The sequence below is a fragment of the Undibacterium paludis genome, from assembly GCF_022568815.1.
Lineage (GTDB): Bacteria > Pseudomonadota > Gammaproteobacteria > Burkholderiales > Burkholderiaceae_D > Undibacterium.
Map to the genome: position 1 here is coordinate 272,912 of NZ_JAKZHX010000009.1, position 20,368 is coordinate 293,279.

At 51.1% G+C, this 20,368-nt stretch carries 20 protein-coding genes; 6 read left to right on the top strand and 14 right to left on the bottom strand.

What is annotated here, in order from left to right:
• Positions 1-17: 17 nt before the first annotated feature.
• Positions 18-497, top strand: coding sequence for a GNAT family N-acetyltransferase (locus tag LZ463_RS17130; protein ID WP_241457016.1), 480 nt, complete (start codon positions 18-20; stop codon positions 495-497).
• Positions 498-841: 344 nt separating this feature from the next.
• Positions 842-2,665, top strand: a complete 1,824-nt coding sequence (locus LZ463_RS17135; RefSeq protein ID WP_241457017.1) for an aminopeptidase P family protein — start codon at positions 842-844, stop codon at positions 2,663-2,665.
• Positions 2,666-2,756: 91 nt separating this feature from the next.
• On the opposite strand, the gene phoR is transcribed toward LZ463_RS17135, so the two are convergent.
• The 7 genes from phoR to pstS (LZ463_RS17170) form a co-directional block, all read right to left on the bottom strand.
• Positions 2,757-4,049, bottom strand: coding sequence for a phosphate regulon sensor histidine kinase PhoR (phoR, locus tag LZ463_RS17140; protein WP_241457018.1), 1,293 nt, complete (start codon positions 4,047-4,049; stop codon positions 2,757-2,759).
• A gap of 252 nt (positions 4,050-4,301) precedes the next feature.
• On the bottom strand, positions 4,302-4,988 hold the full coding sequence (gene phoB / locus LZ463_RS17145) for a phosphate regulon transcriptional regulator PhoB (RefSeq protein WP_241457019.1): 687 nt from the start codon (positions 4,986-4,988) through the stop codon (positions 4,302-4,304).
• 9 nt (positions 4,989-4,997) lie between these two features.
• Positions 4,998-5,708: a phosphate signaling complex protein PhoU gene (phoU, locus tag LZ463_RS17150; RefSeq protein WP_241457020.1), complete on the bottom strand. Its 711-nt coding sequence runs from the start codon at positions 5,706-5,708 to the stop codon at positions 4,998-5,000.
• A gap of 94 nt (positions 5,709-5,802) precedes the next feature.
• Entirely contained in the window at positions 5,803-6,582 is a 780-nt protein-coding gene (gene pstB / locus LZ463_RS17155) for a phosphate ABC transporter ATP-binding protein PstB (protein WP_241457021.1), read from the bottom strand.
• Positions 6,583-6,595: 13 nt separating this feature from the next.
• Positions 6,596-7,468, bottom strand: a complete 873-nt coding sequence (pstA, locus tag LZ463_RS17160; protein ID WP_241457022.1) for a phosphate ABC transporter permease PstA — start codon at positions 7,466-7,468, stop codon at positions 6,596-6,598.
• Positions 7,468-8,412 carry a phosphate ABC transporter permease subunit PstC gene (gene pstC, locus LZ463_RS17165; protein ID WP_241457066.1) on the bottom strand — a complete coding sequence of 315 codons (945 nt, stop codon included), beginning with the start codon at positions 8,410-8,412 and terminating at the stop codon, positions 7,468-7,470. The genes pstA and pstC overlap by 1 nt, the downstream gene beginning before the upstream one ends.
• 194 nt (positions 8,413-8,606) lie before the next feature.
• Positions 8,607-9,650, bottom strand: a complete 1,044-nt coding sequence (pstS, locus tag LZ463_RS17170) for a phosphate ABC transporter substrate-binding protein PstS (RefSeq protein ID WP_241457023.1) — start codon at positions 9,648-9,650, stop codon at positions 8,607-8,609.
• 197 nt (positions 9,651-9,847) lie between these two features.
• Between pstS (LZ463_RS17170) and ppk1 the strand changes: the two genes are divergently transcribed.
• The 3 genes from ppk1 to LZ463_RS17185 all read left to right on the top strand — a co-directional run bounded on the left by ppk1 (position 9,848) and on the right by LZ463_RS17185 (position 13,513).
• Complete coding sequence (gene ppk1, locus LZ463_RS17175) at positions 9,848-12,037, top strand: polyphosphate kinase 1 (RefSeq protein WP_241457024.1); 2,190 nt, start codon at positions 9,848-9,850, stop codon at positions 12,035-12,037.
• A 2-nt stretch (positions 12,038-12,039) separates the two neighbouring features.
• The gene (sixA, locus tag LZ463_RS17180) at positions 12,040-12,519 is read left to right on the top strand and encodes a phosphohistidine phosphatase SixA (RefSeq protein WP_241457025.1); all 480 of its coding nucleotides are present in this window, start codon (positions 12,040-12,042) and stop codon (positions 12,517-12,519) included.
• Between the two features lie 97 nt (positions 12,520-12,616).
• Positions 12,617-13,513 carry an EamA family transporter gene (locus LZ463_RS17185; protein ID WP_241457026.1) on the top strand — a complete coding sequence of 299 codons (897 nt, stop codon included), beginning with the start codon at positions 12,617-12,619 and terminating at the stop codon, positions 13,511-13,513.
• A gap of 7 nt (positions 13,514-13,520) precedes the next feature.
• Here LZ463_RS17185 and LZ463_RS17190 read toward each other — a convergent pair whose 3' ends face one another.
• The 3 genes from LZ463_RS17190 to LZ463_RS17200 form a co-directional block, all read right to left on the bottom strand.
• Complete coding sequence (locus tag LZ463_RS17190) at positions 13,521-14,423, bottom strand: UDP-2,3-diacylglucosamine diphosphatase (protein WP_241457027.1); 903 nt, start codon at positions 14,421-14,423, stop codon at positions 13,521-13,523.
• Positions 14,424-14,426: 3 nt separating this feature from the next.
• Complete coding sequence (locus LZ463_RS17195) at positions 14,427-15,188, bottom strand: GNAT family N-acetyltransferase (RefSeq protein ID WP_241457028.1); 762 nt, start codon at positions 15,186-15,188, stop codon at positions 14,427-14,429.
• Positions 15,189-15,378: 190 nt separating this feature from the next.
• The gene (locus tag LZ463_RS17200; protein ID WP_241457029.1) at positions 15,379-15,843 is read right to left on the bottom strand and encodes a hypothetical protein; all 465 of its coding nucleotides are present in this window, start codon (positions 15,841-15,843) and stop codon (positions 15,379-15,381) included.
• A gap of 195 nt (positions 15,844-16,038) precedes the next feature.
• Here LZ463_RS17200 and pstS (LZ463_RS17205) point away from each other — a divergent pair, with 195 nt between their 5' ends.
• Positions 16,039-17,097 (top strand): phosphate ABC transporter substrate-binding protein PstS, encoded by a 1,059-nt coding sequence (pstS, locus tag LZ463_RS17205; protein WP_241457030.1) that lies wholly within the window; start codon positions 16,039-16,041, stop codon positions 17,095-17,097.
• An 8-nt stretch (positions 17,098-17,105) separates the two neighbouring features.
• On the opposite strand, the gene LZ463_RS17210 is transcribed toward pstS (LZ463_RS17205), so the two are convergent.
• From LZ463_RS17210 to LZ463_RS17225, 4 genes are all read right to left on the bottom strand, one after another.
• Complete coding sequence (locus LZ463_RS17210; protein WP_241457031.1) at positions 17,106-17,894, bottom strand: DUF4184 family protein; 789 nt, start codon at positions 17,892-17,894, stop codon at positions 17,106-17,108.
• 15 nt (positions 17,895-17,909) lie between these two features.
• Positions 17,910-18,599 (bottom strand): penicillin-insensitive murein endopeptidase, encoded by a 690-nt coding sequence (locus LZ463_RS17215; protein ID WP_241457032.1) that lies wholly within the window; start codon positions 18,597-18,599, stop codon positions 17,910-17,912.
• Between the two features lie 2 nt (positions 18,600-18,601).
• Positions 18,602-19,243, bottom strand: a complete 642-nt coding sequence (locus tag LZ463_RS17220) for a VOC family protein (protein WP_241457033.1) — start codon at positions 19,241-19,243, stop codon at positions 18,602-18,604.
• Positions 19,244-19,330: 87 nt separating this feature from the next.
• Positions 19,331-20,284, bottom strand: a complete 954-nt coding sequence (locus LZ463_RS17225) for a hypothetical protein (protein ID WP_241457034.1) — start codon at positions 20,282-20,284, stop codon at positions 19,331-19,333.
• Between the last annotated feature and the right edge of the window lie 84 nt (positions 20,285-20,368).

Below are 20,368 nucleotides of genomic sequence, written 5' to 3' on the forward strand. Positions count from 1 at the left end.
GCAATTGCGGCAGCAATATGAATATTGTCGTTCGCGAAGCAAGGATTGAAGATGCGCAATTGATTGCGCATCTTACGCGTAGTTGCTGGGCCAATAAAGTCGCATCCACCTCCAGCGGTCATGTAGAAAGCAGTGAGCGTGTCTGCAATGATCTCATGCTGGGCGGAGGTTTCGTCTTGTTACTCGACGATGAACCCGTAGGTTCAGTACGCTGGCTGCCGCTTGAAGCGGCCGGCAATTGCTGGGAAATGCTGCGCATGGGCGTATTGCCCGCCTTTCGCGGTACGGCTCTGTCCCAGCATTTGCTGGAAGCTGTCATCCATGCAGCCCAGACAGCAGGCATAGAAGAACTGCGGCTCGGGGTGCGTAGCGATCAACCACGCTTGCTGGACTTGTATGCCGCCTTTGAGTTTGCACTGGCGCCTGAACTGGAATACTCTCAAGCCAATCCAGACGAACCCGCACCCCATGTTATGCGGCGCTTTCTCAAAAACTAGAGAAATCGGCATAATTGTGCCTGTCAGATATATTTTAGGTATACTCCTCTATATCCGGACAGGGATGCCTGCATAACTTGCCATTCTATTTATGGTTAGTGGACTGTAACAGTAAAAGCGGAAGTGAAAGACATGTGCCCGGCGAATCAGGACAAGGCAAGGTGTTGACAAATAAGCACAGCGATAGCGGGGCTATCGCGCGTATTTGCAACGCCGCCCTGGTCGCCGCGCACATGGCAGGCACTTCGCTTTTCACTGTTACAGTCCACTAGTAATGACGCATCCTGAATCCATCCTATTCAAAAAAACACCGCTCTTCTCAGCACTGATTTGGACATATATCCATGAACAGCCCAATAAGCCCGTCTGCCGTCACTTCCCCTATACCTGCACGCCTGGTGCAATTGCGTACCGCCATGCGAGCCCAGGGTCTGGATGCCTACATCATCCCTTCCGCCGATCCGCATTTGTCAGAATACCTGCCTGAACGCTGGCAGGGGCGCAGCTATTTCTCCGGTTTTACGGGTTCTGTTGGCACGCTGGTCGTGACGGCAGATTTTGCCGGTTTGTGGGTGGATAGCCGTTACTGGAGTTCTGCCGAAGCAGAATTGGCGCCAACCGGCATACAGATGATGAAAATCGCCTCGGCGGCAGCCACCCTGCATATAGACTGGCTGGCAAACAACCTGGCCGCGGGCCAGATTGTGGGTGTAGACGGCATGGTGCTGGGCCTGGCAACAGCCAGGGCATTGGAGCAAGCCTTGAGCAGTAAACAGATCAGTCTTAATACATCGCATGACCTGCTACAGGAAGTCTGGGATGGTCGCCCAACCCTGCCGCTATCACCTATATATGAACATCTGCCGCCCTTCGCCACCGTTGCCCGCAAAGACAAACTGGCCATGATCAGGGAAGAAATGCGTAGCAAAAATGCCGACTGGCACTTTGTATCGACGGTGGATGACCTGGCATGGATTTTCAATCTGCGCGGTTCAGACGTCAGCTATAACCCGGTATTTGTCGGCCACGCCCTGATCAGCCAGCACAGTGCAACCTTATATGTGTCAAAAAGCAAGGTAACGGCAGAACTCGCCGCCACACTGGCTGCTGACGGCATCAAACTGGGCGACTATACCGAAGCCACCACCGCCCTGGCAGCGCTACCTGCAAACAGCGCGATATTGGTAGACCCGCGCAGAATCACCTATGGCTTCAGGCAAGCCATCCCGGCGTCGGTACGTGTCGTTGAAGCTATCAATCCTTCTGTTTTTGCCAAATCACGCAAGACCCCAGAAGAAGCACAATTCGTTCGCGAAGCCATGGAACAAGATGGCGCAGCACTGTGTGAATTCTTCAGCTGGCTTGAATCAGCACTAGGCAAAGAAGAAATCACTGAGCTCACCATTGATGAAAAAATCTGTGCAGCCCGCGCCCGCCAGCCACATTTTGTGTCACCCAGCTTTAATACCATTGCCGGCTTCAATGCAAACGGCGCCATGCCACATTACCGCGCCACCAAAGAATCCCATGCGACGATAGCCGGTGATGGCCTGTTACTGATCGATTCTGGCGGCCAGTACCTGAACGGCACCACCGACATCACGCGCGTAGTGCCGGTAGGCCAGGTGTCAGAAGCGCAAAAACGGGACTTTACTCTGGTCCTGAAAGGCGTCATCAATCTGTCGCAAATGCGCTTCCCGCGCGGCACATTGTCACCCATGCTCGATACCGTAGCACGTGCACCTATCTGGGCGGAGGGCATCAACTTTGGACATGGCACCGGCCACGGTGTAGGTTACTTCCTGAATGTACATGAAGGCCCGCAAAACATTTCCGGTGCAATCGCTGAAGCGCATATGGCAATGGAAGTCGGCATGATCACATCCAATGAACCTGGTATTTATCGCCCGGGAAAATGGGGTGTCAGGATAGAAAACCTGTTGCTTAATGTAGCAGCCATGCAAACCGAATTTGGCGAATACCTGGCGTTTGAAACACTGACACTGTGCCCCATAGACACACGCTGCATCATCACCAGCCTGTTGCGCGAAGATGAAGTCAAATGGCTCAATGACTACCATGCAACGGTCTTGCAACGTCTGTCCGGCCGCGTATCAGGTTCGGCGCTGGAGTGGCTGAAAGAAAGAACCCAAGCGATTGTCCGCTAGTCAAACAGAGTATCCGAAACAAAAAAACCGCAATAACTTGCGGTTTTTTTGTTTTTGCTGACTTATGTGTTAGTTCGATACATCCAAGTTTTCAGACACTGACTGCAGCAACTGGAAACTGTACACAAAACTTGCTGCCAACATCCGGTGTTGACTCTATCAAGAGATTAGCCTTGTGCCGCAACAGCACATGCTTGACGATAGCCAAACCCAGTCCCGTCCCCTGGGTCTCACGCGAACGGCTTTTGTCTACCCGGTAAAAACGTTCAGTCAAACGCGAAATATGCTCGGGACTGATGCCTATGCCATCATCTTGCACAGCAAACTTGGGCCCCTGCTCTGTATCTATCCAGGTAATCCGGATATTCCCGTTCTCTGGCGTATAACGAATGGCATTGGTCACCAGATTGGTCAGTGCACTACGTATTTCATCATTGCTACCCTTGATATCCGGCCCGCTGCACTCCAGGGTAATCTGGTGCCTGCCGGCAGACAGGGCATGCGCCTCCTGCAAAATCTGCTCCAGCATACCCAGCATATTGATGCGTTCAGGACGTGGCGGATGATCAACTGATTCCAGCCTGGTCAGGGTCAGCATGTCCTCTACCAGGCGCTGCATGCGCTCGCCCTGCTCTGTCATCAATTTCAGGTGCATATTGCGCGTCTGGTTATCAAGATCACTCTGCATGGAGGCGATTTCCAAAAATCCATTGATGACAGTCAGCGGAGTACGCAACTCATGGGAGGCATTCGCAATAAAATCCCTGCGCATCATGTCTATGCGCTCTGACTCGGTAACATCATGCGTGACCAGGATCTGACGACGGTTCTCAAAGGGAATGATATGGGCAATCAACTTGCGATCGCGAAATGACAGGGTCAGCGGCGTGTCATAACGCCCCAGGATGATGTAATCCATGAACTCCGGGCTACGGACCAGGTTGGTCACACGCATGCCCTTGTCCTGCGCATGGCTGAGCCCGAGGTGACTTTCCGCAGCAGGATTGCACCACTCCAGGAACAAAACATCGTCCATGATCACCACGCCATCAGGCAACAGTGTCATGGCCTGGCGAAAGCGCGCCAGCCATTCTGCCAGCTCAGCCTGGTTTTTTTCATCACCACGGCGCAACTTGTAAAGGCGTGAGAAAATATCCGTCCACGCTCCCCAGCCATCGGGCAGGCGCGAACTGCTGGGATGATCCAGCCAGTCAGCAAGACGTTGCAGGTAAAAAAGCTGCACGCAAAATAAAGCGATCATGCCAGACATGCCGATGACCAGGCCCGCAGTTGCGCCCCAAAGATAGATGGCGCTGGCCGTACCCAGCAGCACGAGTGCGATGCGTACCACGGCAGAAATCCAGAAAATAAGGCGAGGCGACATGAATGGTCCTGAAAATTGCGAGGATTTTATGATGACTTATTTGGTATAGGCAGGTTACGCCGATAGCTTGCCAACATCAATGTATCGTCCAGTTTACTCCAAAGAGCATCACATTTCGACTACAAAAACAGGCAGCTTATCAACATTCCATTGAGGTAAAAATATAAAGCGTAACGCCCTGAATTACCGATGAAAAGACCTACCTGATGCCGTCTGGCCAAATTACAGATACAACATCAGGCATGAACAGGTTTATTTTTCAGAAAGCATGTAGCCTACGCTGCGCACCGTCTTGATCAGGGATTCGGCATTTTTAAGCACTTTGCGCAAACGAAGGACATGAACGTCAACCGTACGTTCTTCGATGACGACATGGTCGCCCCAGACCTTATCGAGCAACTGACTGCGCGAAAATACTCTTTCCGGGTGGGCCATGAAAAATTTCAGCAACTTGTATTCAGCGTGGCCGATATCAACTTTGCTATCCTCAATCTTCACGGTACAACTGACCGGGTCCAGCACTACCGGCCCAGCCGTCAACGCTGTCTGTGCATGTTCAGGGCTCTTGCGACGCAGTAGCGCCTTGATCCTGGCTGTCAGTTCGCGTGGTGAAAACGGCTTGGTGACATAGTCATCAGCACCATGATCAAGACCGGCAATCTTGTCCTCTTCCATGCTCTTGGCAGTCAGCATGATGACAGGAATTTCATTGAACTGGCGATCAGAACGTATCTTCGACAAGAGACGCAGACCACTCTGGTCAGGCAACATCCAGTCCAGCAAAATCAGTTGTGGTGTACGGCGCTGCAGGTAATCCCAGGCCTCGGCCGTAGAATTGACCGCAAAAGTATTCCAGCCTGCGGCGCGCAGCGAAAAACTCACCAGCTCCACGATTGCCGGCTCGTCTTCCACGATCAGTATTGTTGTATCTGTAGCCATCGTCAATAATTAATTTTGTTGTTCCTGCTTGCTTGCCACGTAGTCAGAGTGGCGGATGTCCTTGCCTTCAACGATATAAATCGTATGCTCGGCGATATTTTTTGCGTGATCGCCAATACGCTCTATCGCTTTTGCCACCCACAAGGCATTCAAAGAAGACGAAATTGTGCTGGGGTCTTCCATCATGAAGGTGATCAGGTTGCGCATGATGGAGCGAAAATCATTATCGATAATCGCATCCTGGGCAATCAATTGCACGGCCTTGCTCTCATCAAGACGGGCAAAGGCATCAAGTGACTGATGCAGCATGTCGGCCACGCTACTGGCCAGTACACGCACTGTTTCATAGCCGCTGAACATCGGCACACCGCGGCGATTGGCGGCAGCTTCCTTGGAAATGCGCGCAATCTTGGTCGATTCGTCACCGATGCGTTCCAGGTCGGTAATTACTTTGCCAGTTGCCATTACGGTACGCAAATCATTTGCAGCCGGTTGACGTTTGACGATCAGGTGGCTGCACATGTCATCAAGCGTCACTTCCAGACGATTAACTTCCAGATCAGACTGTATCACTGACTCAGCCTGTTCCGCATTACCCGTGCGGAAACAGGACATGGCATCGTGAAAATGGCTTTCAACCAAGCCGCCCATCAACAAGACCTTGGAGCGTATCGTCTCCAGATCCATATCATATTGTTTTGAAGAATGTTCGCCTGTCACAGGTTTCTCCTGAATTCGCAATTACAAAAGTTAAAACGACATACCCGATTATTGCCTTTGCCATGCAAAGACAATATTTGCAGGGTGGCGTTTTTCAGCCGAAACGGCCAGTAATATAGTCTTGTGTCTCTTTCTTCACAGGATTCATGAAGATGTGATCCGTTTCGCCAAATTCCACCAGTTCACCCAGATACATATAGGCAGTGTAGTCCGAGCAACGGGCTGCCTGCTGCATATTATGGGTGACGATGGCAATGGTGTATTCTTCTTTCAGCTCATTGATCAACTCTTCAATTTTCACTGTAGAGATAGGGTCCAGTGCAGAAGTCGGCTCATCAAGCAGCAATACTTCAGGCTTGACGGCTACACCACGCGCAATGCATAGGCGTTGTTGCTGACCACCGGACAAACTCAGGCCACTCTTGTTGAGCTTGTCTTTGACTTCAGTCCAGATTGCTGCTTTTTTCAAGGCCCATTCTACGCGCTCATCCATTTCACCCTTGGACAGATTTTCATATAAGCGCACGCCAAAAGCGATATTGTCATACACAGACATGGGGAAAGGTGTCGGTTTTTGGAACACCATGCCGACGCGGGCACGCAGCAGATTGATATCCTGGTCGCTATCAAGGATATTTTTGCCGTTGTAAATGATCTTGCCCTCTGCGCGCTGACCAGGATACAGGTCATACATGCGGTTTAGCGTACGCAACAACGTCGATTTACCACAGCCGGACGGGCCGATAAAGGCAGTGACTTTCTTGTCAAATATATTCAGATTAATATCGCGCAGGCTACGGGTCGCGCCGTAGAAGAAATTCAGCCCGCCGATTTCGATTGCTTTTTTCTGTGTAGAGTCTTGTGTAGTAGTCATATCGAGGCCAGTATTAATGCTGTGTTTTTTGGTTAAACAAAGTGCGCGATAAAATATTCAAACCGAGTACGCTGAAGGTAATCAGCAAGGCGCCGCCCCAGGCCAGTTCGCGCCAATTGTCATAAGGGCTTGTGGCAAACTGATAGATCACCATAGGCAGATTGGCCATAGGCTTGTTCATGTCAGCGTTAAAGAACTGATTGCTCAGCGCGGTGTACAGCAAAGGCGCTGTTTCGCCAGAGATACGGGCAACCGCCAGCAAGATACCCGTCACAACGCCGGCCTTGACGGCACGCAAACGTATCAGCAGCGCGACTTTCCAGCGTGGCGCACCCAATGCAAATGCAGCCTCGCGCAAACTGGCAGGAACCAGACCCAGCATATTGTCCGTAGTACGCACAACGACAGGAATAGCAATCAGCGAGATGGCAATACTGCCAGCCCAACCAGAGAAGTGCTTGACGTTGGCAACATAGATTGCATACACGAACAAACCGATCACGATAGATGGCGCCGACAACATGATGTCGGTAACAAAACGTGTAATAAAACCAAACCAGCTTTTATCACCGTATTCCGCCAGGTAAATACCGGCGAGGATACCGATAGGCGTAGAGATGATCGTTGCACTGACAACCATGACGAAGCTGCCAAAAATCGCATTCATCAAACCACCACCATCACTACCAGGCGCAGGAGTTGACTCGGTGAACATGGCAAGATTGACGGCACTAAGTCCGTTTTTTATCAGAGTAAACAATATCCACATCAAGAAAAATATGCCAAGCGCCATAGCAAATGACGACAGACCTATCCCCAGTTTGTGCATGAGCAACCGGCGGCGATATACCGGATTATCGGCAGATTGCATTGTTGAGTTTTCCATTATTTGGCTCCTTCTTTTCTGGACAAGCCCAGCAACAACAGTTTGGCAGCCGACAATACAATGAAAGTGATGACAAACAAAATCAGGCCAAGCAAAAATAACGAGGATGTGTGCAAGACTGTTTCTGCCTCTGCAAATTCATTCGCCAGGGTCGAGGCGATGCTGTTACCGGCAGCAAACAATGACCAGGACAAGTGATGTGAGTTACCGATCATGAAGGTAATCGCCATGGTTTCACCAAGAGCGCGCCCCAGACCCAGCATGACACCGCCAACCACACCTATCTTGGTATACGGCAGCACTATCTTGCGCACTACTTCCCATTTGGTGCACCCAAGGCCATAAGCGGATTCTTTCAGCACTGGTGGCACGACTTCAAACACATCGCGCATGACTGAAGAAATAAAAGGAATAATCATGATTGCCAATACAACACCGGCCGAGAGCATGCCCATGCCTATCATGGGGCCGGAGAACAGAATACCGATGACCGGCAGCTTGCCCAGCGTAGCAGCCAGCATCGGCTGTACATATTGTGAAAACAAGGGCGCAAATACAAACAGGCCCCACATGCCATAAATAATGCTGGGCACACCTGCCAGCAATTCGATCGCTGTACCCAGAGGACGTTTGAGCCAGTTAGGGCAGATTTCCGTCAGGAACAGGGCAATACCGAAACTGACGGGAAAAGCAATCAGCAGAGCAATCACTGAGGTAACCAATGTGCCGACAATAGCGATCATACCGCCGAATTTGTCATTGACGGGGTCCCATTCTATCGTCCAGATAAATGGCAGACCGAACTCCTTCATCGCCGGAATGGAGCGCAGGAACAGGGAAATGATAATACCGACCAGTGCCACCAATACAAGAGCAGCAAATATAAAGGTCAGTTTATGGAAAATGAAATCTTGCAAACGCTGGCGGCGCATGACGGCGGCCATTACCGCAGGGTCGATTTGTTCAACCTGGTGCTGTGATGTATTTGCGTTGGATGGAATTGCAGTTGGTGCAGTCATGTTGACGGAGGACATTTGAGTAGTCATGGGTGTCTTTTCGACCGGGAGGTGACCCGGACAATACCGGATCACCCCATATCAATTTAATTCAACAGTCTGAATCAGTTCAGGTCCAACGATTACCACAGGGCTTTGCCGCTGCCATCCTTGACTTTTGCTTTCCAGCTGTCTTCGATCAGTTTGATTACTGGTGCTGGCAGGGACACGTATTCCAGTTCAGCAGCCATGGCGCCACCGTTTTTGAATGCCCAGTCAAAGAATTTCAACACTTCTTTGCCTTTTTCTGCATCAGCCTGGGATTTGTGCATCAGGATGAAAGATGCACCAGTAACAGGCCAGGTCAATTTGCCAGGCTGGTTGGTCAGTACCAGGTACATGCCAGGCGCCTTGCTCCAGTCCGCACCCGCTGCAGCCGCCTTGAAGTTTTCGTCATCTGGTTCAGCGAACTGGCCATCAGCATTCTTCAACAAGGTGTAAGTCATCTTGTTTTTCTTGACGTAAGCATATTCAACATAGCCGATGGAATTTCTGATTTGCTTGACGCTGGAAGCAACACCTTCATTACCCTTGCCACCCACACCGACTGGCCATTTGACTGCAGTGGAAGAACCAACAGCCGTTTTGAAGTCTGCACTGACTTTGCTCAGGTAATCAGTCCACAAAAAAGTGGTACCAGAACCGTCAGAACGGTGTACGACGGTGATGTCTTCTGCAGGCAGTTTCAGGCCAGCATTGATGGCGGCGATTTCAGGTGCATTCCACTTGGTGATTTTGCCCATGTAGATGGCTGCCAGTACATCACCGGTCATCTTCATTTTGCCAGGAGCGATGCCGTCCAGGTTCACCACAGGAACCACACCGCCGATGATGGCCGGGAACTGTGTCAGGCCATCAGCTTCAAGTTCTTCAAGCTTCAGGGGCATGTCTGAAGCACCGAAATCAACTGTTTTTGCCTTGATCTGTTTGATACCGCCGCCGGAGCCGATGGATTGATAGTTCAATCCATTGCCGCTGGCTTTTTTATAGGCTTCTGCCCATTTTGCATAAATTGGGTAAGGGAAAGTCGCGCCAGCGCCTGTAATATCGGCAGCCTGGACTGCACCAAATGTTACAGCAACGCCAATTGCAGCGATGAGAGTTTTGACAACACGTTTGATTTGCATGTTCACCTCAGAGTTAAAATACAGTATTCAGTACTACGAGGCGCACTGTACAAGCCAAATATGACAAGATTATGACGTGTCACAAAGTACCTGAAATAATTGACCTTATTATCATTTTTTTGTCATAAACTTGTCATTTAGGCCGTCTAGAATAGCTTACGTATATATATGACGGTGTTTATGACATGCGAAAGACTATGCCAAATCAGGAAGCCCCTTCTTTGACGACTGTGCCAGAAGAACCCAAGCAAGTGCCCAACCCAGAAATTGAGTTATCAGAAAAACAATTAAAAACCGTCAAGCAGAATGTAACCGAGCTATCACGCGCCGTCATCTTCCTTGACCGGGAGATGTCACAGATTGCTTTTAACTGGCGCGTCCTGGCGCAAGCTGAGGATCGCAACATTCCCTTGCTCGAACGTTTGAAGTATTTGTGCATAGTCGGCAGTAACCTCGACGAATTTTTCGAAGTAAGGGTAGCCAGCCTGCTGGCGCAAAATACCATTGACGGCGAACTGGTACAGCATCCGACTTTTCAGGCAATGCTCAAGCGCATCAGCAATGAGTGCCACCAGCTTGCACAAAGACAATACGAATTACTGAACCAGGAAATCCTGCCGCAGTTGTCCAAAAAGGGCATACACTTGCTCAGGCATTCTGAACGCAATGAAGCGCAACGCACCTGGGTCAAGGCTTATTTTGAACGTGAAGTCAGGCCCTTATTGACACCTATAGGCCTGGACCCTGCCCATCCCTTCCCGCAGGTGGTTAACAAGAGTCTCAATTTCATCGTCTCCCTCGCGGGCAAGGATGCGTTCGGACGCGGTACCGGCATCGCCATCGTCAAGGCACCGCGCGTCTTGCCACGCATCATACGTCTGCCTGACGAGTTATCCAATGATGGCATGGCATTTTGCCTGCTGTCCTCAGTCATCCACTCGCATATAGAAGATTTGTTCAATGGTCGCGAAGTACTGAACTATTCCCAGTTCCGCGTCACACGTGACAGCGACTTGTGGGTCGATGAAGAAGAAGTCAAAAACCTGCGCCAAGCCTTGCAGGGAGAATTGCAAACCCGCCAGTTTGGTGCAGCAGTACGCCTGGAAGTAGCCAAGAACTGCCCGGAAAATCTCTCGCTCTTTTTGCTGGAGCAGTTCAACCTCGACAGCGATCGCCTGTATCCCGTAGATGGTCCGGTGAACATGGTAAGGCTTGGCGAACTGGTTGATCATGTCAAACAGCCGAATCTACGGTTTCCACCATTTTCGGCCAAGGTCATCAGCAAATATGCGCACGCCGATATATTTACCCTGCTGCGCAAGCAGGACATTTTGTTGCATCACCCGTTCCAACCCTTCCAGACAGTCATCGACTTCATCCGCTCTGCATCCCTGGACCCCAGTGTCGTCGCGATCAAACAAACGATTTATCGCACCGGCATGAATTCTGACCTGATGGAGTCACTGATTACAGCAGCCCGACTGGGCAAGGAAGTCACTGTCATCGTCGAATTGATGGCGCGCTTTGACGAAGAGGCAAATATCAACTGGGCCGACAAACTTCAACGCGCCGGCGCCCAGGTAGTATACGGTGTGGTCGGACTGAAGACCCACGCAAAACTGGCTCTGGTTATACGCCGCGAAGAGGGTGGCACGCTGCGTCACTATGCACATTTGGGTACAGGTAATTATCACCCGTCCACCACCCGCTTCTACACCGACTTTGGTTTACTGACAGCACATCCGGCAATGGCGGCAGAAGTCAATGAAGTATTCATCCATCTTACCGGCCTGACCAAGCCGAAAAAGCTGGATTATCTGTGGCTGGCGCCGTTTGCCCTGCAACCACAAATCATCAGGGCGATACGCAACGAAGCCCGCATTGCCCGCGAAGGCCGACCTGCCCGCATTATCGCGAAAATGAATGCACTGCTGGATGAGTCGGTCATCCGTGCCCTGTACGCAGCATCGGCAGATGGCGTCAAGATAGACCTGATCATACGCGGCGCCTGTGCCCTGCGACCCGGCGTGCCCGGCTTGTCGGAAAACATCAAGGTGCGCTCCATCATCGGACGTTTCCTTGAGCATAGCCGCATCTATTACTTCCGCAATGACCTGGCACACGACGTCTATCTTGCCAGCGCAGACTGGATGAACCGTAACCTGTTCCGCCGCATTGAAGTCGCCTTCCCGGTACTGGAAAAGTCGCTGAAGAAAAGAGTGATATCAGAAGGTCTTGAGCCCTACCTGAAAGACAATGTCAATGCCTGGACGCTGGATTCTGATGGTCGCTATGAGCGCAAGAAAGCGCGGGCAAAACAGGTTCGCTTCTGCGCACAACAACACTTGATGCAAACTCTGGGTTCTTTATCTGACACGGAAAATTAAACATGGATTTAATCCTCTGGCGTCACGCAGAAGCTGAACCGGCAACTGCTGAATTGACCGATGAATTCAGGAAACTGACAGGCAAGGGAATCAAGCAGGCAGGCAAGATCGCCTTCTGGCTCGATAGCACCTTGCCAGAATCCTGCCGGATTTTAGTCAGCCCGACCATCCGTACCAGAGATACTGCCGAAGCGCTGATTGCCTGCGGCAGGAAGTACAAAGTCCTGCCGGAGCTGGGACCTGCAGCCACGGTTGCCGAGGTGCTGACAGCGGCAAACTGGCCGAATAGCCGCGAGCCGGTACTCATCGTTGGTCACCAGCCCTATCTGGGTCAGGTAGCTGCCGAACTGCTCGGCCACCCCTTGCAGGAATACAGCGTACGCAAAGGCAATGTCTGGTGGATCACCCAAAAACAGCGGGAGAATGCTGTCGTGCAAACCTACCTGAAAGCCATCATGTCGCCCGATCTGGTCGTCAAATGATCTGTTTAACGCGATGTGCGTGACCGGTTCTAGCCGCTCCCAGCAGCAATTCCGTCAAGCTGTTACCATGGAGGCCTGCACTTATTGAAAAAGACCAATGAAGACCAGCCATATTTTAGCTGCCTTGCTCGCCGTGATCACCTGGGGCATCAATTTCGTCGTGATCAAGATAGGCCTGCAAGGGTTGCCGCCCGTCTTGTTTACCGCCTCACGTTTTGTCTTTGCCGCCTTCCCCCTGATTTTTTTCATTCCACGTCCCAAGACCTCATGGAACTGGGTCATTGCCTATGGCATGTTCCAGTTTGCCTTCCAGTTCACCTTGCTGTTTTGCGGCATCAAGATGGGCTTCCCTGCCGGCCTGGCCTCTCTGGTCATGCAATTGCAAGCCTTCTTTACCATGGGTCTGGCTGTATTGCTGCTCGGTGAAAAACCGCAATTGATGCAAGTTCTCGGTGCGCTGATTGCATTGTCCGGCATGGTACTGGTTGGCATGCATATAGAAGCGCAGGCAACCATGATAGGTTTCCTGATGGTGGTTGCCGGAGGCATCTGCTGGAGCATCGCCAACATCGTCACCAAAAAGATAGGTGTAGTCAATCCACTGGCCATGGTGGTCTGGGGCTCGGCTATCGCCAGCCCTCCCTTGTTGCTGGCATCCTTGTTGATGGAAGGCACCGACGCATGGTATGCCGCATACCAGCAACTGAACTGGGTTTCGATAGGCGCGATTGCCTACCAGTCTTATCCCAATACCTTGCTGGGATTTGGCATCTGGTCGTGGTTGATGCGTAAATACCCGGCAGCGACCATCGCCCCGTTTACCCTGCTGGTGCCTGTGGTTGGCATGCTCAGTGCAGCGGTGATACTTGATGAATCCTTGCTGTGGTGGAAAATCGCTGCCGGCCTGCTGGTACTGGCGGGTCTGGCATGCAATCAATATGGCCAGCGGGTCTGGCTGTGGTTCAGGCCAGCGACGGTCAATTCGTCTTCGTAAAAGTTTTTCAGGGATGAGCGACTGCAGAATTGGTTGCCTCAAGCGCTGCTTCAAGTTCAGTTTCCCGAACAGCATCAAGACTGCTTTCGCCATGCATGTCTGTGATCTGGTCAGAATGACAGACATCATGCCATGTCACCAGTTTGATCACGCCCTGCGCATCTTCCACCAGGGCTGACAGGCTTTCTACCCAGTCGCCATCATTACAATACAGGATACCGCCGATGTCGCGAATTTCCGGCTTGTGAATATGGCCGCAAATGATGCCATCAACGCCTTTGCGACGCGCCTCATCTGCCAGCGCATCTTCAAATTGCGTGATGTAACTGACCGCATTCTTGACCTTGAGTTTCAGGTATTGCGACAGCGACCAATAAGGTAAGCCCGCACGGGCACGCCATTTATTGAATATCTGGTTAAACTTGAGGATGACTGTGTACAGGCTGTCACCCACATAGGCCAGCCATTTGGCACAGGCAATGACACCGTCAAAGCGATCACCATGCAAGACCAGCATACGCTTGCCCGCTGCGGTTGTATGTACCAGCTCATCCCTGATTTTGATACCGCCAAAATCAAGGTCAATGAACTGACGTATGGACTCATCATGATTACCGGGCACAAAGATGACATTCGTACCCTTCTTGGCTTTTTTCAAGACCGTTTGCACGACATTATTGTGCGTCTGATCCCAGTACCAGCGGCGCTTGAGCTGCCATCCATCAATGATATCGCCGACCAGGTACAGGGTTTCAGAATCGGTGGCGCGCAAGAATTCCAGCAACTTGGCAGCCTGGCAGCCGCTCGTCCCCAGATGCAAATCGGATATCCAGATAGTGCGGAAACGCTGGGTTTCTTTCTTGCCGGACTTGTACAATTTGCTGCTCAGGAACTGATCGGCTGGCTTCATGCTTTACTCTCCTGTTCCGTAATGACGTGCGTAGCGGTTGTCAAGATTCGCCAGGGGCAGCATGACGAACAGGTCTGCACTATGGAAATCAGGGTCCCAGGCCGGCTCACCGCAAACCCAGGCACCGGCGCGTATATAACCTTTCAGCAAGGGCGGGATACGCGCCTCGGTTGAACTGCTGTCTATTTCATCCAGAGGGAAAGGCGTGTGTGGGACCACACGGTATTCCAGTGGAGAAAAGTCGCTGGCGGACAAGCTGCGGTAAATTGCTGCCGCGTTCTGGCCGCCATCGGTCAGGCTGATGCTGGCACAGCCGATGAGATAGGAGCAGCGTTCGCGGCGCATATAGGCAGCCAGCCCGGCCCACAGCAACATGATGACCGCGCCACTGCGGTAATCAGGATGTATGCAGGCGCGACCTGCTTCTGCCACACTGCTGCGTATATGCTGCAGGCGAGACAAGTCAAATTCTGTTTCCGAATAATAGCGGCCAATGTGACGGGCAGCGTTTGGCCCCAGTATGCGGTAAGTACCGACCACTTTCAGGCTTTTGGAGTCACGCACGATCAAATGATCGCAGTGGTCATCAAACTCATCCTTATCCAGGCCATCCGGATTGGACAAGGCGGACAAACCCATACTTTCTATGAAAACCTTGTAGCGCAGGCGCTGTACTTCCTTGACTTCTTCCGGCGTCGTGGCAAGACTCAGACTAAGTTTGGAAAAACTGGGATTCGCATCGGCGGGTATCGTGAGTAAGCGCATTCATCGTCCTTGTCATGGTTGTTCGTTGATCCGACGAACGAAGAATAATCAAGGATTACTTCAGCAAGATGACAGGCAGATGTCGGTTTGATGACAAGTCAAAAAAACAACAATCCCCGTCTGACAGAACATCAGACAGGGATTTTCGGGTTCATTGGGCAGAACCGCAATGGTCGGGCTCAAACGCGCATTATTTCTCTTTTTTGGGACGCCCCGCTTTCAGTGGAGCAAGACCGGCGATCAACTTCTTCAAATTGGGTACATCTGTCTTGCTCAACAAGGCAACACCTATGCGCAGCAACTGGCTTTTCTTCACTTCGACACCGGCTTTCAGGCAAGCCTTCTTGACTGCGCCAAGCGCAGCATATTCGCTTTCTGGCATGGTGAAACTGTCTCTCACCAGCTTGGCTTTTTTGACTTTCTCTACTGTTTCAGGAGCAGCTTTCGTCACCGTCGCCGAAGCCTTCGCCACGGGTATTTTTACTTCAACCGCTTTACCATTGGCCTTGCTGCGCGGAGCAGGCTTCTCACTCACAACAGCCTTGCTGGCTATCGTCTTTTTCACTGCCGTCGGACTTTTTTTAACGACAGTCAATTTTTTTTCGGTGCTTGCTGCCACTGCCGGACTCAATTTCTTTGTTGTTGCGGTTGCCATCTCAGCCTCCAGGTTGAAAACATGTAAACAATATAAACAATTTATTGCTGATTATCAAGGAAGAAGCATAGCCAGCAGAAATGACAGCGGCATTACGAAAAACCCTGTGCCAGCAAAAACCAGCCATGTCGTGAGATAATCCGCGCCGCCTCAGTCCGGTAATACGCAACATCCATCAATTGCATTAATATCATCATGATCACACGCCATTCTCTGCTCTTCTCCCTGGTTTTACTCAATTTCTCCATGCCTGTACACGCCGATGTCACTACCGTGCAGGGGGCGGGTTCGTCCGCCGCTGCCCCCCTGTATCAAAAATGGGCCGATGCCTACAGCAAAACTGGTGGGCCGGTCATCAGCTACCAGGCAACGGGTTCATCGGCAGGAATTAAGAAAATCAAGGGAAACAGTGTTGAGTTCGGTGCCAGCGATGCCGCGTTAAGTCAGGCTGATCTGAAAAAAGAAAAATTAATACAATTCCCATCCGCCATTTCTGGCGTAGTGCCGGTCATCAACTTGCCGGGTATCAAAACGGCTGAATTACGCATGACCGGTGAAGTCCTTGCGGGCATTTTTTCCGGTGAAATTACGCACTGGAATGACGCAGCCATTGCTGCGCTCAATCCCGGCCTGCGTCTACCGAACAAGAATATCGAGGGCATCGTACGCCAGGACGGTTCAGGCACGACCTATAACTTTTCCGACTACTTAAGCAAAGTCAGCAAGAACTGGCAGTCGAAGTACGGCAGAAATTTCACCATTCCCTGGAACAGCCGCTTAATACAAGTCAAAGGTAGCAGCGCGATTGCCGGTACACTCAAAAAAACACCGTACGCCATCAGCTATATCGACTTTAATTACGTAACACAGGAAAAACTCGATTTTGCCTTGCTACAAAATCGCGATGGTAAATTCATCGCGCCTTCAGCCGAGGCATTTTCATCTGCACTATCGAACAGCAGTTGGAAAACCGACGCTAACTTTGAAGAAATGCTGACAGATAAAGCCGGGCAAAAAACCTGGCCCATCACCATGGGCACTTTTATCGTCATGCAGCAACGCGCCAAGGATGTACAACAGACGACTGCCGCCATGAAATTTTTCACATGGGCCTTCATGCGTGGCGACCGCCATGTCAACAGTGTGGATTTTGTTCGTTTACCAGACAGCCTGCAAGCCAGGATATTCAAGGAAATGACGACTGTCACCGATAAAAAAGGCGAAGTCCTCAACTGGAATTTGAATCCGACGTAATAACAAATTCAATCTTGTGGTCCTGGCACAGTCCTGGCCCTGGCAATCAACAATGCGGCAACCGTCAGCAATACGACAAAGCAGTCGGTTGAACACAGTGCCAGACGAAAGAGAAAAACTTCTTTCACCTGGCCACTACTCACACCGCTTGATACACAAAAGCTAAGCGGCAGGGCCAGCAAAAGCGCAGTCAGTGCAGTGCTGGCAAATAAAATATAGCGCCACTGGTCATTTTCTTTAGGTTCCAGTATGACGACATGCGGTAATTTTATTTGCCATCGCACATAACAATAAACCAGCCCTGTTACACCCAGCAAGGTACTCAGATGTTGCAGGATATGGAAAACATGCGTATGAACACCGGCAATCTCTATTGGCATGCGCAATACATCAAAGTAAGCAACGGCAAAACCACTGGCATGGGTAAATGCATCCCAGACAACATGGGTCACAGCACCAAGAATCAGAGACAGGGAAATCCAGACAAGCTGGGCGCCTGACAAGGTGCGGGATGCAAAAACATGTGCCTGCAATACCTGTCTTTGCATCTGTGGCAGCAGGTAGATGAAATGTGTCTGCATCGCATGCAAAAACATGAACACAAGCCACCCCGAAGGCAAACACACTAATAGCAATCCCTGCCATTGATGAGCCAGCGTGGCCATGTCGAAAGCAAATACATAGTAGCCAAGATCAGGTGCAACACTGCCGATGACCAGAGCCATAAGACTGAAGTGTCGCGGGGCAAGACGACGCAATGGAAGTATGGCGAGCGGGTGGGCGAAGGTCCAGGGCATGATGATTGATTAAGTTCAGTTCTTTTTGCAGGGGATGTCGAAATCAACATGATAATGTTCATCATGCCTGATCCAGGCTTTTTCCTTCATAAACTTCATGTGCGCCTGTAAATAGGAACCGCGCTTTGTAGTAAACAATTTTGTCAGGTAAGGTGGATCGATGATCACCAGCGCCAGCTCCCTGCCCTTTGCCTTGGCGGCCAGGTCAAGCTGAAATAAATGCTCAGCCAGGGCAGCAACGTCTATGTGATAGTCACCATATCGACCTTGCGCATCAAAATCAATATCGTAACCAAATTTGTTATCAATGCTTCCTGGCAATGGTCGGGATATGCCCTGCCCATTAATGAGCGGCATCATAAAATCAACCGATAAACCATTGCGGTGGGTGCGATGGGGTTTCATGCGCCCGCCCTTTTGCCATCCCGTCTCGCCATAGACAAACACTTTGTCAGGGACAGTCTGCTCAAGCTGCTGATAAGCCTGCGTCACAATATCGGCGACTGTGGAATGCACATAGGTCCGGCCCAGGCTGACGCCCAGCGCACTGTAGGCAGAGAAGTTGCGCCCTTCTGCGGGCAAACGGACGCCATCCTCCAAGCGGCCATTGGCGACTGTCCCATGGCATGTGCTTTCTTTGGCTTGCAATGCGCAAGGCCATGCCGGGATCAGACTCAGTATACAGACGCAGATGAGCCTGAACATGTTCAAGTCAGTATCCGCAGTCCACGTGGTGTCATGATATGCGCAATGAGTTGCGCTGGCTGTCCGGTCGAAACTGGTTTTACCATTACATCACCTTGCACACCCAGTTTCTGTATGAGTTCGCCAATTGTGGCAGCGTCAGGATGCAGCAATTCCAGCTTGAGCAAACTCATACCAAAATCCTGCATGCCAGTTGCAGGATGCCTTGCGGTATGCCATTCGATCAAGGCAGGCGCTATGCCATCGAATGGTAATGAGCCGTCTTGTGGTATGGTGATCAGCCAGTGATTGTCGCCACGGCTCATGGCTTCGATATCACCCAGGTATTCCTGCGTCTGGCTCAATGCAGCCCGGATGTCAGGCGTACGGGCCACCCAGTTTGAAAGGCGTGGTTTGCTGTCCGGTTTTAATGCGTCCAGCGCAAACCAACGAGATCGTCCGGGCCTTGGCGCAGCAGGATTGATTGCGATAATTTCCAGAAATAATGCAGACCCCAGCCGAACAAACATATTATGCGTCCCCATGCGCGGATGCTCTCCACCTGCCTGGGGAGCAATACCGAGCAGGGTTTCCACATATGCCGCTCCCGACGTCAGGTCAGGGGCAGTAATGGTAATGTGATCAATTTCACAGGATAACAACACCGATCTCCTTGCCCCCCGGATTCCAATGCCAACATCAATGCAGATCGCAATATGATGTTGGCATCAGTGTGCGCATAAAAAACTGTTTTACTTACTGACTTCTTTCGCGGGCGGCGCAGTTTCCTTGACTGGCTGTACCGCTTCCCTGCCTGTCTGCGGGGTCACAACAGCAGTATCAGGCAAGGCGCTTCGCCAGCTTGAAGGCGTACACAAATCCCATTTTGAATTGGGTACATAAAACAAGGCGGCCTGCTTATGCGAGAGGAAATGGAAAGACGGCTGTTGTATCGCCTTTACCGTACCATCAGCAATAAAATACTCCACCGAGAAGCGCGGATAAGCCATGACCAGACCACCCAGCGCAAATGAAACATCTTCTGGCTTGATAATCTCTGCCACCCGGTCTTCACTGGTACCTATGCTTACGTTCAACAGTCGCAACCTGGTTTTTTCAAACAACTCGCGTTCGGCAAATGATTCACGGGCAGTATTGAGTTTGCGCAGTATGCCAAACGGGTTGGTACCTATATCGACCAGTGAACCTATCTGTGACAGCGAGGGGTTATTGACGACTTCGACAATGCTGCGCCAGGTGGACTTGCCCGAGAACTGTAAATTGACGGTGGTTGCCGTCTGGCTGATGGCCAACAAACTTTCTATCCAGGCGCTGGCATCCTTGGCCCAGTGATATTTGGTCGCCGTCGCGTAACCACGACAGCTGTAAAATGCCAGGGCATCCTGCTTGGACACGGTACCTGTGAGCTTGTTGTCGACAAATACCAGACCACCAATATCACCGTCGGTCATTGCCACATAAGCTATGTTGCGGCCCAGCGCGTCTTTCATCTCAAACCGTTCCATTGCAGATTCTGGCGGCACAGTGGTAATTACAGTACGTGCATCTGAATTCTGGTCAACAAACATGCTTTTAATCGGCGTAGCTGTCTTGTTGGGCTGGTCAATATTATTGGCTCCGGCATGGGCCGAGCCACTCAGGCCCAGCGCCAGGATGGGCAGACAGGCTAGTAAATAGGGTCGCATAAGATAAAAGAGATTTATAAATAAATTATCTTAACTGAAATTACCTGGCTATAGCAGATTTCGTGCACTATGCGAAAACATCCG

Excerpts from the sequence above, each read along its gene's own strand:
- LZ463_RS17130 (WP_241457016.1), top strand. The coding sequence starts at position 18 with ATGAATATTGTCGTTCGCGAAGCAAGGATTGAAGATGCGCAATTGATT.
- LZ463_RS17135 (WP_241457017.1), top strand. The coding sequence starts at position 842 with ATGAACAGCCCAATAAGCCCGTCTGCCGTCACTTCCCCTATACCTGCA.
- phoR (WP_241457018.1), bottom strand. The coding sequence starts at position 4,049 with ATGTCGCCTCGCCTTATTTTCTGGATTTCTGCCGTGGTACGCATCGCA.
- phoB (WP_241457019.1), bottom strand. The coding sequence starts at position 4,988 with ATGGCTACAGATACAACAATACTGATCGTGGAAGACGAGCCGGCAATC.
- pstB (WP_241457021.1), bottom strand. The coding sequence starts at position 6,582 with ATGACTACTACACAAGACTCTACACAGAAAAAAGCAATCGAAATCGGC.
- pstA (WP_241457022.1), bottom strand. The coding sequence starts at position 7,468 with ATGGAAAACTCAACAATGCAATCTGCCGATAATCCGGTATATCGCCGC.
- pstC (WP_241457066.1), bottom strand. The coding sequence starts at position 8,412 with ATGGCCGCCGTCATGCGCCGCCAGCGTTTGCAAGATTTCATTTTCCAT.
- pstS (WP_241457023.1), bottom strand. The coding sequence starts at position 9,650 with ATGCAAATCAAACGTGTTGTCAAAACTCTCATCGCTGCAATTGGCGTT.
- ppk1 (WP_241457024.1), top strand. The coding sequence starts at position 9,848 with ATGCCAAATCAGGAAGCCCCTTCTTTGACGACTGTGCCAGAAGAACCC.
- sixA (WP_241457025.1), top strand. The coding sequence starts at position 12,040 with ATGGATTTAATCCTCTGGCGTCACGCAGAAGCTGAACCGGCAACTGCT.
- LZ463_RS17185 (WP_241457026.1), top strand. The coding sequence starts at position 12,617 with ATGAAGACCAGCCATATTTTAGCTGCCTTGCTCGCCGTGATCACCTGG.
- LZ463_RS17190 (WP_241457027.1), bottom strand. The coding sequence starts at position 14,423 with ATGAAGCCAGCCGATCAGTTCCTGAGCAGCAAATTGTACAAGTCCGGC.
- LZ463_RS17195 (WP_241457028.1), bottom strand. The coding sequence starts at position 15,188 with ATGCGCTTACTCACGATACCCGCCGATGCGAATCCCAGTTTTTCCAAA.
- LZ463_RS17200 (WP_241457029.1), bottom strand. The coding sequence starts at position 15,843 with ATGGCAACCGCAACAACAAAGAAATTGAGTCCGGCAGTGGCAGCAAGC.
- pstS (WP_241457030.1), top strand. The coding sequence starts at position 16,039 with ATGATCACACGCCATTCTCTGCTCTTCTCCCTGGTTTTACTCAATTTC.
- LZ463_RS17210 (WP_241457031.1), bottom strand. The coding sequence starts at position 17,894 with ATGCCCTGGACCTTCGCCCACCCGCTCGCCATACTTCCATTGCGTCGT.
- LZ463_RS17215 (WP_241457032.1), bottom strand. The coding sequence starts at position 18,599 with ATGTTCAGGCTCATCTGCGTCTGTATACTGAGTCTGATCCCGGCATGG.
- LZ463_RS17225 (WP_241457034.1), bottom strand. The coding sequence starts at position 20,284 with ATGCGACCCTATTTACTAGCCTGTCTGCCCATCCTGGCGCTGGGCCTG.